Source organism: Moritella sp., assembly GCF_013215705.1.
Lineage (GTDB): Bacteria > Pseudomonadota > Gammaproteobacteria > Enterobacterales > Moritellaceae > Moritella.
The window spans coordinates 120,669-133,313 of sequence record NZ_JABSQR010000006.1 but is presented as its reverse complement, the minus strand read 5'-3'; the positions used below and the strand labels follow the sequence as shown (position 1 = coordinate 133,313).

Sequence of the window (12,645 nt, the reverse complement as noted above, 5' to 3'; positions counted from 1 at the left end):
TGATGAAACTACTCTATACCGCTTTATCTGGTGCCGAGCAAAGCCAAACGGCAATGAACATTCGTGCTAATAATCTGGCGAATGTGAATACCAACGGCTTTAAAGCTGATATTGATCGCGCTGTCGCTTACAAGATCGAAGGCGCGGGTTATGAAACCCGTTATCTCAGTCAAAGTGCAGCGTCAGGTACTAACTTTGCGGCTGGTGAGCTAGAAAAAACTGGCCGTAGCTTAGATATCGCAATTCAAGGCGAAGGCTATATTGCAGTGCAAACGCCGGGGGGGGCTGAAGCATATACTCGGGCTGGCAGCATGACATTAGACAATGAAGGCCGTGCTTTCATTAATGGTAACGCTGTGGTTGCTGATGGTGCGCAACTTACTTTCCCTGAATACCAAAGTATCGAAATTGGCAGTGATGGGACTGTTACCGCCATTACTTTAGGTGGTGCACAGGTCCAAGTTGGCCTAATAAAGCTAATTAAACCTGAAGCGGGCAGCATGGTGAAAGGGCAGGACGGTTTGTTGCATTTAAAGACGGGCGCGGTCGGCAATCAAGCTGAAGATGTCGCATTAGTGTCAGGATTTCTGGAAGGTTCTAATGTGAATGCGGTGACCGAGTTGGTTGCATCAATGATGGTTAATCGCCAGTTTGAACTGCAAATTAAGATGATGAAAACGGCTGATACATTGGCTCAAAAAGGCAATCAACTGATCAGCGGTTGATAATAATTAATTACTTTAGCTTTAAATAATTAATCACCTTAGGTTTAAATAGTAGGAATAATATAATGAGTTCAGCACTTTGGACAAGTAAAACCGGGTTGGCAGCACAAGATGTAAAAATGTCAATCATTGCCAATAATCTCGCCAATGTTAATACCACTGGCTTTAAAAAAGATCGCGTTGCATTCTCGGATCTATTTTATGATATCAAACGTCAGCCAGGGGCATTAGCAGACCAAAATAATGAAATACCAACGGGCGTTCAAGTTGGTAATGGTGTTCGTGTTACCGGTACTCAAAAAGTCTTCACGCCGGGGAGCTTTTCTGAAACGGGTCAAGAGCTGGATATGGCTATTGTTGGGAAAGGTTTTTTCCAAGTTGAACAAGTCAGCGGTGAAATAGCGTATACGCGCAATGGTCAATTTACGTTGAATTCAGATAGTCAAATTGTGAATAGCGATGGTTTACCATTGGTTCCAAGCATCCAAATTCCAGCAGACGCAATCAGTATTACCATTGGTTCAGACGGTACTATAACAGCGCAGTTAGCGGGTGAAAGTGCGCCACAAGACGTTGGCCAAATAACGTTGGCCAGTTTTGCTAATCCAGCAGGTCTAGTGGCGTTAGGGGGTAATTTATATACTGAAACAGGTTCATCTGGTGCAGCACAAGAAGGCGTGGCTGGCGAGGCTTCATTAGGACAAATTAAGCAACGCGGGTTAGAAGGTTCAAATGTCAGTGTAGTGGAAGAAATGGTAGATATGATTTCGACGCAACGCGCTTATGAAATGAATGCCAAAGTGGTGTCGGCTGCGGATAAAATGTTGCAGTTTGTTACTCAAACTTTATAACCAGTGGGTACTAATTATGTTGGCTAAATGGCTGGTGAAACTTAGTGTTGTTGTACTGTTAGGAGGTTGTGCCGATAACGCTTACAATGTGTTCGAGGCAAAGCCGGGCGAGGCAGAGTGGTTACCTACTATCACCACTAAACCGATAGTACGCAGTGATACAACTACGCTAGGTGATGGTAGTTTGTTAGCTAATTCTTCGCTATTAAATATGTTTCAAGATCGTCGAGCGTACAAGGTTGGTGATATTTTAACGGTAATACTCGAAGAGCAGACTCAATCTAGTAAGCGAGCAAACTCAGGCGTTAAAAAGAACTCTAAAAGTGGTGGCAATTATAATTACGCCAATAATCTGTCGTCTATTGATGCAACAGGTTCGTTTAGCTTAGGCTCTGACCGCTCATTTAATGGTGGTGGTTCATCAAGCCAACAAAATGCATTATCTGGTGCGATCACGGTGACGGTGGCTGAAATTTTACCGACTGGCGCGTTACGTATTCGTGGAGAAAAATGGATCAAACTCAACCAAGGGGATGAGTATATTCGTTTGACAGGCTTAGTCCGGGTTGAGGACATTGATAAGTCGAATCGAATAAGCTCTCAAAGACTTGCTGATGCGAATATTACTTATGCTGGGCGTGGCGAACTTGCTGAATCGAATCAACAAGGTTGGTTTACACGATTCATTAATAGTAAGTGGTTTCCTTTTTAGTCATCAATCAGTGGTTGCTAGAACGTATTCAGGGTTGTGATTCAGAGACAATATAACTTAGGTTAAATGAATGAAGAAACTAATTTTGTTATCAGTGTTGTTATGTTCGACACTGTTATCTGTCGGTGTTAGTGCTGCATATCAGCGTATGTTATTGGATATTACCGATATCCAAGGGCTACGTAAAAATCAGCTGATTGGCTACGGGCTTGTTGTGGGGTTAGATGGCTCGGGGGATAAGAGTCAAGTGAAATTTACGACTCAGTCAATGATTAATATGTTGCAGCAGTTTGGCGTAAAACTCGGTGATAAAGGCAACCCTAAATTAAAAAATGTGGCAGCAGTTATGATCACTGCTGAGGTGGCGTCTCAGGCTGGTAAAGGTCAAACCATCAATATTACAGTGTCTTCGATTGGTGATGCGAAAAGCTTACGTGGTGGCACCCTGCTATTAACACCGTTACGTGGTATGGATGGTGAAATATATGCTACGGCTCAAGGTAACCTTGTTGTTGGCGGCATTAAAGCATCTGGTGGCTCTGGTTCTTCAGTGACAGTGAATACGCCGACTGTGGGTATGATCCCTAACGGGGGAACGATTGAAAAAGAGATCCAGACTAATTTTATTAGCGCAAAAGAAGTGGTACTTAATCTTAAAACACCGAACTTTAAAACGGCGCGTAACATCGAACTTGCCATCAATGCTATTTTTGGTGACAGCGTTGCACAAGCGCAAGGACAACATCGTGTGACGGTTGCTGCGCCAGTTAATGCCCGTCAACGAGTGACTTTTATGTCGATGTTAGAAGAGATAGAAATCGAGCAAGGTCGGGTTAAGCCGCGTATTGTGTTTAATAGTCGCACTGGCACTGTGGTCATGGGAGCGAATGTGAAGGTTCGCAAAGCGGCTGTTAGTCACGGTAACTTAACGGTAACCATTAATGAACGCTCAAATGTAAGTCAACCCAACGCATTCTCTAATGGCAATACGGCGATAACACCAGAGTCGTCAATCTATATACAGAAAGGCGATAACCCGATGTTTATTGTGCCTGAAGGTACATCTCTGGAGGTTATTGTCCGAGCTATTAATAGTTTAGGCGCATCGCCAGACGATTTAATGTCAATTTTACAAGCACTTGATCAAGCGGGTGCATTAGAAGCTGAATTGGTAGTAATTTAATGACAAAGATAGAAACAACTGGGTTAGTAATGGATCCCACAGCCGTTAATGCAATTAAAGAACATGGGAATACGGTTGAAGGTTTGACTCAGGCAGCAGATCAATTTGAAACCATGTTCTTGCAAATGGTATTAAAAAGTATGCGCACTGCTAGTGATGCGTTAGCTGCTGATGATTCGTTTGTTAATAGCGATCGCCAGCGAATGTACCGCGATATGTATGATGGGCAGTTAACAATGGCGATGGCGGATAAGAGTGCTCTTGGTATTGCTGACGCCATGGTCAGGCAGATGTCGCCACTGGTTGCGGGTGCTAAAGACGAAATGGTCAGACAGACGTCGCCATTAGTAACGAGTCTTTCTGAAGCATCTCTGGAAAATAATTTAAACTTTGAATTAAAGTTTAATGAAAAAGAGGTCGCTAATAGTATTCAAGAGACTAATAGTATTCAAGAAACCTTGCTTGGTTCGTTTAGCCAGTCGCTATTAAATATTTAGTAGATTAAGAGAAAATTAATTATGAGCATGTTCAGTAATGGGTTATCTGGTTTAAATGCGTCGCAGATAGCATTGAATGTAGTCAGTAACAATGTCGCGAATGTGAACGTTTCTGGTTATAGCCGTCTTGATGCTATTAGTAGTTCGCGCTATAGCGCGAGTAACTCAAACTTAAGCACGGGGCAAGGCGTTGAGATCACCTCGGTACGTCGTATCGCGGATAACTATCTTAATAATAGCTTGTGGCGAAGTAATTCAAATAATGGTTTTGCGCAAACGTATAGTAGCTATCTTATGATCAGTGAACAGCTCGTTGCTAACGAAAACCTGAGTATAGCGAAAGGCCTTGATGGCTTGTTTAGTGCGTTAGACTCGGCAACGACAGAACCAAGTACCATGGCACCTCGACAGCAAATTATTGCTTCTGCGGATGCGCTTGCCAATCGTTTTAATTCTTTATATTCAAATTTGGATATTCAGAGTACAGATATTTCACAACAAATTAATGGCATGATGAGTTCTGCTAATACCATGTTTTCGCAAGTAGCTGCTTTAAATAGTAAAATTGTAGAGAGCAGCGCGACGGGTAATAATGTGACAGCATTACAGGATCAACGCGCTGAAACGATTAGTAAATTAGCTGAATTGATGGAGCTTGATGCCAGCCGTCAAGGCGATGGTTCCATCACGCTCTCTCTTTCCGGCGGACAGCCCGTGGTATTGGGAGCCAGTGCCGCAACGCTATCAAGTAAAGGGTCTGGTTATGCGGTAAGTATCGCAGGGCAAAATTTTACTTTTAATGGTGACGTTGGCGGTAAAATAGGTGGCGTTTTATCTTATAAGAGTCATGTTTTAGATCCCACTAAAGCAGAATTAGATAAATTAGCCAAAGATACTGCTGATGCGATGAACAACCAATTGGCATTAGGTCAAGATATTAACGATCCCGTTGGCGTAGGTAAACCATTGTTTAGTTATGATCCATCCAATCCCGCGGGTTCATTCCAGGTGTCTGATGGATTTAAACCGACAGATTTAGCCCTTGGTGCGGCCGGTACTGGTCCCGGTGATAATACTAATTTAACCACATTACTTGAGATGAAAAATGGCTTTTTAGGTATTTATAATGGTTTGGTTGGTTCTCTTGCTATTAAAAGTGGTGAGGCACGGTCTAGTGCGAAAGCAAGTCAAACGGTAGCTGAAAATGCATTAGCTCAACGTGACTCGGTGAGTGGTGTTAACCTCGATGAAGAAGGTATTTCATTAATGAAGTATCAGCAGTCTTATAATGCTAACGCAAAAGTAATTAGCATGGCTGATCAGCTATTTTCAACCCTATTAAGGATGATGTAAGGAATAATTATGCGAGTTAGTACAGTTCAACTTCAGCGTATCGTCATGAGCGGTATGGAGCAAGGCGCAAGTAGTTTTTCTCATATTAGTCAACAGCAGGCATCGGGTAAGCGCATTATTAAACCATCAGATGATCCGTTAGGTACGGTGAAATTGATGGCGTTACAAGCGGAACAAGCCAATTTAAAACAGTTTAATACCAATATTGAAAACGCTCGTCGTCATCTTTCAGGGGCTGAAACCTATGTCTCCAGTATTTCCGACCAGCTCGGGAAATTGCGTGATTTAACCTTGGAAGCGGGTAATGGCACGCTAACCCCGGCAGGACGCAAAGCGATTGCCCAAGAAATGGAAGCGGTAAAAGAGTCATTACTGGCGAGTTCAAATGCTAAAGGCAGTAATGGAAAATATCTATTTTCCGGTTCAGAAGTTGAAAAATCACCGATTGCAGGACCCGATCCTGTCACGGGGGACTACACCTATGCCGGTGATAATCGTGAACGTAAAATAACGATTGCTTCCGGTGTTAAGGTTGTTTCGAACATAGATGTTGAAGGAACTTTTTTTGATGGAGGCAAAGATTTTTTTAAAGACTTAGATGGCTATATCGAGAAGTTAAACACGGATAGCCAAGTCCCTGCCGACAGAAAGGTTATGTTAGCGGCGATAGATTCGAGTACTGATACTAACTTACAATTACTGACTACTATCGGTACTCGTCTATCAGAAATTATACAAACGAAAGATACCAATGCTGATATTAGTTTATATGGCAAAAAACTGCAGTTATCCTTAGAGCAACTCGACTATGGCACTGCGTCATTTGAATTAGCTCAAGCTGAATTGGCACTAAAAACAACACAGATGGTTTATGTTAAGGCAAGTAAATTAAGCTTGTTTAATGTGATGTAAGATAATGATAAATATACTTAATAAAGTTAGTGATAATTTAGTTAATAGCACTAAATATTTACCATCTCTTGTTACTCCTGCGGCAAACAAATCGACTAAAGGGTCGAGTGTTAATACCGTTGATAGCAAGCTAACGACGAATGAGCTGCACAAACAACGCAATGGTAATGTGACTGCATCAGGCTTAGCGCGTTGGTCTGGGCTGAATTCAAACCAATTGGCTTTTAGTCAATATAAAAGTGCAGAGAATAGTTTAGGTACTGTGTATCGGGAGCTTGTTAACATTAGTGCTATGCTCAATAACAAAATTAATAATGCTGAAGTTATGGCTAATCGAGTGCGTCAACTTGACCATGTCACGAGTAAAGACTTAAATGGTCAGTTACAGCCCAAAGTATTGAATCGCCATTCAGAACGCCCTAATTACGTGTTGAATAGTGTGAATTTATTAGCAAAAAAACCCGCAGAAACACTGAGTATGGTACTGCCATCTGCGGGTAAGTCGGTGAGTTTCCACATTCCTGCTTATGCCGAGCCTAAAGAAATATTAATGAGTCTTAATCGCTCTTTAGCTGCGGTTGATACCAATGTGACGGTTAATGCCGAGCAGAAATTAGTCTTCAATCCGACATCTGATAATAGTCGGTTTTTTAATGAACCGGTATTATTTTCCGGTGAAGGTATTCGAGTGCCAGCGGGTAATCCAGTCCCCGTGCAGATGCAATTACAAGTGGGCGCTTTATTGAGTTTGGCTGACGCCATCGATGGCAATGCCAATAAACAAAATGTGCATAAGCAAGACGTTAATGAGCAAGTAAGGCAAGTACAAGCTGATGTGCGTCATGCTATCGTTCAGCTTAGAGCTGCAATGGATCAGGTTCGAAATAAAGGGTCTCTCTCTGCGCCTATTGATATTAGCGCCGTGGCATCTGAGCTCTCAGCATTACTTAGTGACGGTGATTTTGGCAGTCGGTTAACGAGTTTATTAGCGCAAGCCAATATATCGCGTAATACCGCGGTATCATTATTGAATAAGTAAACTGGCTGAGAAATAGAAATAGAAATAGAAATGCAGATGATGTTTTGGATATCATAGAAAAACGATAATGCAGTGAGTGACATCACGAGGTTAATTTTGGTTTTATAATTATTAACCTGTTGTTATATAATGAGTAGGATGGAGTCTGAGCTACAGTGACACGTAAAATAGCTCGCGATTGTTCGTGTGCATTAAACGCTTAAATTAAAAGATACAATGCATTATGTTTATTTATTTAAAATAAAAATAAAAATAAATTTAAGTTTTTAGGATCGAGTGTCGCTTTGTATTTATAAGCGAGATGAGAAGGCATTAAATACTTCTATTCCATCTCTTTATAATCAATAGAATTAGGATACTTTCACATGGCTTTATCAGTTCATACTAACTACGCGTCACTGGCTACTCAAAACCAACTGGGCAAAACGAACAGCATGCTGTCAACTGCAATGCAACGTTTAGGTACTGGTCTACGTATCAACTCGGCGTCTGATGATGCTGCTGGTCTACAGATCGCAACCCGTCTACAAACTCAATCTAACGGTCAGAAAGTGGGTATGCGTAACGCGCAGGATTCAATCTCTATGATGCAAACTGCAGAAGGCGCATTGTCAGAGATGACCAGCATTGGTCAACGTATGAAAGATATTGCTACGCAAGCGGCTAACGGCACTAACGGCAAAGCAGAATACACAGCGCTAAATGATGAATACAAAGAGTTAGCGGCAGAATTAACTAACATCGCGCAAAATACTCAGTACGGTGAAGGCAAGAAACTACTTTCAAAAGAAGTGACTAATGAAAATGTAGTTAAGGATTATGCTAACGCTAATAACACACTTACCGCTGCGAAAGAAGATCTGGCATTGGCGGAAGGAGCTGTAGTCGATAAAGCGACTAAAAAAGCTGCTGTTTCAACAATAGCAGCAGTGATGGATGCGTCAGGTAAAGCAACATCAGTAGTAACTAAAGCAGGTTCAGCAGCGATATATGAAACTAAAGATCTAAAAAATACAGCTATTGAAGCGGCTGAAAAAGCGGTTAAAACTGCTGAAACAGCTCTAGGAAAAGAAAGTAATATTGAATCAAAAGCCGGTGCATTCGCTAAAGAGATCTCTTTCCAGATCGGTGCTTCTGCGAACGAAAATATGAAACTTGACGTAACGGAGAAGTTAAGCACTTTGGCGACAGCTCAGACAAATCTGGGAGACGTGAGCGATCAGGCAAGCGCACAGGCGGCAATGAAGAGCACTGATGCTCTAATTGACGCAGTTGGCTCTTTACGTGGCCAGTTCGGTGCATCTATCAACCGTTTAGATCATACTATCAATAACCTTGGCAACATGAACCAAAATACGGAACTGTCTAAAGGCCGTATTATGGATGCTGATTTTGCTTCAGAATCTGCAAGCATGACTAAGCAACAACTGTTAATGCAATCTGGTATGTCTGTTCTTGGTAAGAGCAACCAGATCGGCGGCATGGTAATGGGTCTATTACGTTAATCGCGTAATAACCGAGTTATACATTAATTCCGTTTGGAATTAAAAATATGATCCTATATCCAACTATGAATATAGGATCTTTTTTGTTTTTATGGAGTCGTTATGACGGTAGATCCCGCTTCTTTTTCCTCGCAGTTAGTAGCTGCTACCCGTGCAGGTTTGGATAAACACAATAATACGCAGCAAGCGACTGTCAATAATAAGATCAGAGCGTTCAAAGCATTAGACGGAAAGGTGGGTAATTTATCAACGGCGCTTAAAGACTTAAGTAAAAGCAGTGATTTAAGGGCGACCGACACCAAGTTAAGCAGTGAAGGCATTATTAAAGCCAGCACCACTGACGGTGCTATTGTGGGTGATTACAGCATCGAGGTCAGCCAGTTGGCCAAGGCATCGCGCATCGGCCTGACGTTTACAGATGAGAATGTGAAGATACCGAATGAGGGCGAACTCATTTTTACGGTAGGCGGTAAGCCGTGGACGCTCACGCTCAGTGATACCAAGGTATTACCTGCCGACGCTAACCTGATGGATCTGCGTAACGCGATCAACAATGCGAAAGATAATCCCGGGGTGCAGGCTGCCATTATTCGCACCGGTACAGATGTTAAACTGGTATTGAGCAGTACAAAAACCGGTACCGAGCATGCGCTGAAAGTAGAGTATGCTGGAGGTTCTAAGACATTAGATGAAATAGTTACCCCTAAAACTATTACAGACCCTGCTGATCCCAAGAAAACTATAGTCACAGGTCAAATCGAATTGAGCAAGGCGCAGAATGCCAAATTAACCTTTAACGGAATCGCTATTACTTCGCAGTCAAATAATGTTGAAAACATTACCGATAATCTCACCCTGGAGCTGACTAAAACCAATGTCGGCGAACCGCTGACATTAACGGTCGGGCGTGATGATGATGCCATCACCAAATCATTAGAGTCGCTGGTAAGTGCCTATAATGGCCTAGTCGGCCGGGTTAAAACCGCGACGATCTCTAAGGTCGAGAGTGGCGATACTAAAAAGATAACCCGGGCAGCCCTTTCTGGCGACAGCACTGCTTCCTCGATGATGCGGCAGTTACGCGCTGTGTTTTCTAATTTGCCCGATGGTGCCTACCTGAGTCAGGTTGGTCTCAAGTTTGACAAAAACGGCGAAATATCTCTAGATAAAAAAGCGTTGGCTAAATCGTTAGATAAAGATCCGGATATTCTCAATAACATGTTGTTAGGTAAAGATAGTATTGTGGACAGATTATCCACGACGTTAAAGCCTTATAGCAAGTCTAACGGTCTCTTTGATAATCGGGTGTCGAGTTTAAATTCAGAAATTGATAGACTGCAAGACAAAACCGCGCAGTTAGATGTGCAGATGGAGAGTCTGTATCAGCGTTACCTGAAACAGTTTACCGCGATGCAGCAATTACAGAATCAGATGCAGCAGACCAGTGGTCTGTTTGGTATGAGCCAATAATTTTAGTCAATTAGGATAGAAACATGAACGAATTTGATCTGGGTTATGATGCCTACCAGGAAACCAATACCGAAGCACAGGCTGCCACGGCCGATCCCCACAAATTAGTGGTGATGTTAATTGACGGGCTATTAGATGAAATAGCACGTGCAGAAGGTCATATTGTAGGTCGCCGATATGAGCATAAAGGTAAATCTATCAGCAAATGTTTAGATATTGTATCGGGTTTAGATGCGGCTCTTGATATGGAAGAGGGTGGCGAAGTAGCGGCTAATCTTCATCACTTATATGAGTACTGTGCAAATACACTATATAACATCAGCATTAGTAATGATGTTAAAGAACTCAGTACTGTGGTTAATGTGATGGAAAACTTGAAAGAAGGTTGGGCCAATATAGGCCGAGATGCAGCTTAGTTTCAGCGCGCTTATGTAGCTAATAAGAATGCTGGGCATCCCGGCATTATTATTTCCGCTAGCGGAAGCCTGGCGGAAGTTAAGTTTCCTTGTTTTATTTTATTTTCCTTTAATAACAAAGCCTTAAAAGTTGGACTGTAGTTTGCATAATATTTCATTAGGCCGTATTGACTAAGGTGATAAGCGTGTTAGATATAAAATCATTACAGCAGAAAATTATAATTTTACATGCTCATTTTTGCCGTGTTGTAAAAGCAAGTAATGAAAATATTAACGTTAACGAGGTGGTTAAGTTAGATAATGAAGTCGCCACCTTACTCTCGTTATTGAATTTAAAACCCGCGCTAAAGTTACAATTACATAGAGAGCTCACAGCCTTAAAAAGCAGCCATTATAAAGTCCTAGAGCTATGCAAACAGCAACAAGCGCGTCTCGCTGGTGTAATGGCAAACCATACCAAAAATAGAGAAGGTATTATGGCTTATCAGGAACTAGAAATATGATTGCAATGAACACGACAACAGCCAGTCATGCAGGCGCTAAAAATAATACTGCGACGAATGCTATCAAACCGCAATCTCTGCAAGCTAAAGAGGCTGATAAGCAAAGCGGTCATAGCATTGATGCTGAAGAGCAAGATAGTATTGATTTTGTTAGCCCTGAGCATCAAGACAATCTAGCCCATCGAGACCAAAGTAAAAACAATGATTTTGCTCATTTTTTAGCACCTGAAGCGAATACCACAGATACCGCAACAACAACGAAGGTCCCTACGTCGCTACTTGCTGTTAATAATGTTGAACTTAGTCATCAACAATCACCGTCAATCTCGCTGTTACAAGCTGTTCGGCATCAAACACAATCTGTAGAGACGAGTGTAATAGAACGTCAAGTTAATCATTTAAATATGAGCGCGACGGATGCAGTAAAAGCTAACGTGGCCAAATTATCGACAGCCGTATTACTGGATAAATTAACAAGCGCGAATCTTAACGATAAAAAGCCCGTTGATGTTGCAAGCCTGCGTATCGAGCAGCAAATAGCCGATATTAACTCCCCTGAACGCCTGATGACACAAGGACGACATGAGTGGTCTGCCGTCAAAATGGAGAGTCAGCAAAATGCATGGTCTAAGCAGTTATTTAATGTGCTACAAGATCGTATTGAAATGCAAGTTCATCAAAACATAAAGCAAGCTAATATACGTTTGGATCCACCTGATCTTGGACGTTTAGATTTATCTGTTCGCATGGACGGAGACCGCTTGACTGTGATGATTAATACCAGTAACAGCATGATTCGAGAGGCACTACAGGCATCATTACAGCAGCTTCGAAGTGAGCTTTCTAATCAGTTTGGTGCCGGTGTCGATGTTAATGTGGGAGGCGGCTCTGGAGGAGAAGAATTTAAGGAACGTGGGCATAATGTCGTACTCTCTTCTTCTGAGGAACAAACAGAAAATGTAACGCTTTTACCTATCGAGCAGCACGGCTTATTTAATACTCTGGTGTGATTTTAAAAATTTAAGGTTTTAATACATAATGAAAGTAAAAATATTAATTATTGCGTTAGTTATTATCGCTGCAATGGGCTTTTTAGGTTTTAAATATCAGGTGCAGATTCAAGCATTTATACAAACGCCTGAAGTCGTAAAATCAACCCGACCGTTTTATATACCGCTTGATAAAATGGTGGTGAGTGTTGAAAGTGAACGCACAATTTACTATGTCATGATGGAGGTTACTTTAGAGACTAAATTAGAAGCGTCTATTGAGGGGATTAATTATTACATGCCAGTGATCCGCAATTCTTTTGTCCGAAACCTCAGTCAACGCAGTTATGACACGATCCGTAAAAATTTGAAAAATATAGAACAATTACAAATAGAGATGCTATCAGGCTTAGATAAAGAACTCACGCGATATGAAATGAATGGCATCATTGATGATGTGCTGATTACCAAACTGGTCGTTCAATAGGAG

14 protein-coding genes are annotated in these 12,645 nt (G+C 41.8%); all 14 read left to right on the top strand.

All coding sequences use genetic code 11. The features are described from left to right. The first annotated feature begins 2 nt into the window (after positions 1-2). Positions 3-725: a flagellar basal body rod protein FlgF gene (locus HRT96_RS03860; protein WP_293152471.1), complete on the top strand. Its 723-nt coding sequence runs from the start codon at positions 3-5 to the stop codon at positions 723-725. A 65-nt stretch (positions 726-790) separates the two neighbouring features. Then, the gene (gene flgG / locus HRT96_RS03855; RefSeq protein WP_293134725.1) at positions 791-1,576 is read left to right on the top strand and encodes a flagellar basal-body rod protein FlgG; all 786 of its coding nucleotides are present in this window, start codon (positions 791-793) and stop codon (positions 1,574-1,576) included. Between the two features lie 16 nt (positions 1,577-1,592). Then, a complete protein-coding gene (gene flgH / locus HRT96_RS03850; RefSeq protein WP_293152468.1) occupies positions 1,593-2,288 on the top strand; it encodes a flagellar basal body L-ring protein FlgH in 696 nt (231 codons plus the stop codon). A gap of 70 nt (positions 2,289-2,358) precedes the next feature. Then, the gene (locus tag HRT96_RS03845; protein WP_293152465.1) at positions 2,359-3,471 is read left to right on the top strand and encodes a flagellar basal body P-ring protein FlgI; all 1,113 of its coding nucleotides are present in this window, start codon (positions 2,359-2,361) and stop codon (positions 3,469-3,471) included. After that, a complete protein-coding gene (locus HRT96_RS03840) occupies positions 3,471-3,968 on the top strand; it encodes a rod-binding protein (protein ID WP_293152462.1) in 498 nt (165 codons plus the stop codon). The genes HRT96_RS03845 and HRT96_RS03840 overlap by 1 nt, the downstream gene beginning before the upstream one ends. Before the next feature lie 21 nt (positions 3,969-3,989). Beyond that, positions 3,990-5,321 (top strand): flagellar hook-associated protein FlgK, encoded by a 1,332-nt coding sequence (gene flgK / locus HRT96_RS03835; protein WP_293152457.1) that lies wholly within the window; start codon positions 3,990-3,992, stop codon positions 5,319-5,321. 9 nt (positions 5,322-5,330) lie between these two features. Beyond that, complete coding sequence (gene flgL / locus HRT96_RS03830; protein WP_293152454.1) at positions 5,331-6,233, top strand: flagellar hook-associated protein FlgL; 903 nt, start codon at positions 5,331-5,333, stop codon at positions 6,231-6,233. A 4-nt stretch (positions 6,234-6,237) separates the two neighbouring features. Beyond that, the gene (locus tag HRT96_RS03825; RefSeq protein ID WP_293152451.1) at positions 6,238-7,272 is read left to right on the top strand and encodes a hypothetical protein; all 1,035 of its coding nucleotides are present in this window, start codon (positions 6,238-6,240) and stop codon (positions 7,270-7,272) included. Between the two features lie 365 nt (positions 7,273-7,637). After that, the gene (locus tag HRT96_RS03820) at positions 7,638-8,777 is read left to right on the top strand and encodes a flagellin (protein ID WP_293152448.1); all 1,140 of its coding nucleotides are present in this window, start codon (positions 7,638-7,640) and stop codon (positions 8,775-8,777) included. Positions 8,778-8,879: 102 nt separating this feature from the next. After that, entirely contained in the window at positions 8,880-10,247 is a 1,368-nt protein-coding gene (gene fliD, locus HRT96_RS03815; protein ID WP_293152445.1) for a flagellar filament capping protein FliD, read from the top strand. Between the two features lie 23 nt (positions 10,248-10,270). Next, a complete protein-coding gene (gene fliS / locus HRT96_RS03810) occupies positions 10,271-10,663 on the top strand; it encodes a flagellar export chaperone FliS (RefSeq protein ID WP_293135939.1) in 393 nt (130 codons plus the stop codon). 185 nt (positions 10,664-10,848) lie between these two features. Next, positions 10,849-11,166: a hypothetical protein gene (locus tag HRT96_RS03805; RefSeq protein ID WP_293152442.1), complete on the top strand. Its 318-nt coding sequence runs from the start codon at positions 10,849-10,851 to the stop codon at positions 11,164-11,166. Continuing rightward, positions 11,163-12,176 carry a flagellar hook-length control protein FliK gene (locus tag HRT96_RS03800; RefSeq protein ID WP_293152439.1) on the top strand — a complete coding sequence of 338 codons (1,014 nt, stop codon included), beginning with the start codon at positions 11,163-11,165 and terminating at the stop codon, positions 12,174-12,176. Before HRT96_RS03805 ends, HRT96_RS03800 begins: the two co-directional genes overlap by 4 nt. 28 nt (positions 12,177-12,204) lie before the next feature. Continuing rightward, positions 12,205-12,642 carry a flagellar basal body-associated protein FliL gene (locus HRT96_RS03795; protein ID WP_293152436.1) on the top strand — a complete coding sequence of 146 codons (438 nt, stop codon included), beginning with the start codon at positions 12,205-12,207 and terminating at the stop codon, positions 12,640-12,642. The last annotated feature ends 3 nt before the right edge of the window (positions 12,643-12,645 follow it).

What these genes read in the sequence shown, in the direction of transcription:
- HRT96_RS03860 (WP_293152471.1), top strand. Translation starts at nt 3, where the DNA reads ATGAAACTACTCTATACCGCTTTATCTGGTGCCGAGCAAAGCCAAACG.
- flgG (WP_293134725.1), top strand. Translation starts at nt 791, where the DNA reads ATGAGTTCAGCACTTTGGACAAGTAAAACCGGGTTGGCAGCACAAGAT.
- flgH (WP_293152468.1), top strand. Translation starts at nt 1,593, where the DNA reads ATGTTGGCTAAATGGCTGGTGAAACTTAGTGTTGTTGTACTGTTAGGA.
- HRT96_RS03845 (WP_293152465.1), top strand. Translation starts at nt 2,359, where the DNA reads ATGAAGAAACTAATTTTGTTATCAGTGTTGTTATGTTCGACACTGTTA.
- HRT96_RS03840 (WP_293152462.1), top strand. Translation starts at nt 3,471, where the DNA reads ATGACAAAGATAGAAACAACTGGGTTAGTAATGGATCCCACAGCCGTT.
- flgK (WP_293152457.1), top strand. Translation starts at nt 3,990, where the DNA reads ATGAGCATGTTCAGTAATGGGTTATCTGGTTTAAATGCGTCGCAGATA.
- flgL (WP_293152454.1), top strand. Translation starts at nt 5,331, where the DNA reads ATGCGAGTTAGTACAGTTCAACTTCAGCGTATCGTCATGAGCGGTATG.
- HRT96_RS03825 (WP_293152451.1), top strand. Translation starts at nt 6,238, where the DNA reads ATGATAAATATACTTAATAAAGTTAGTGATAATTTAGTTAATAGCACT.
- HRT96_RS03820 (WP_293152448.1), top strand. Translation starts at nt 7,638, where the DNA reads ATGGCTTTATCAGTTCATACTAACTACGCGTCACTGGCTACTCAAAAC.
- fliD (WP_293152445.1), top strand. Translation starts at nt 8,880, where the DNA reads ATGACGGTAGATCCCGCTTCTTTTTCCTCGCAGTTAGTAGCTGCTACC.
- fliS (WP_293135939.1), top strand. Translation starts at nt 10,271, where the DNA reads ATGAACGAATTTGATCTGGGTTATGATGCCTACCAGGAAACCAATACC.
- HRT96_RS03800 (WP_293152439.1), top strand. Translation starts at nt 11,163, where the DNA reads ATGATTGCAATGAACACGACAACAGCCAGTCATGCAGGCGCTAAAAAT.
- HRT96_RS03795 (WP_293152436.1), top strand. Translation starts at nt 12,205, where the DNA reads ATGAAAGTAAAAATATTAATTATTGCGTTAGTTATTATCGCTGCAATG.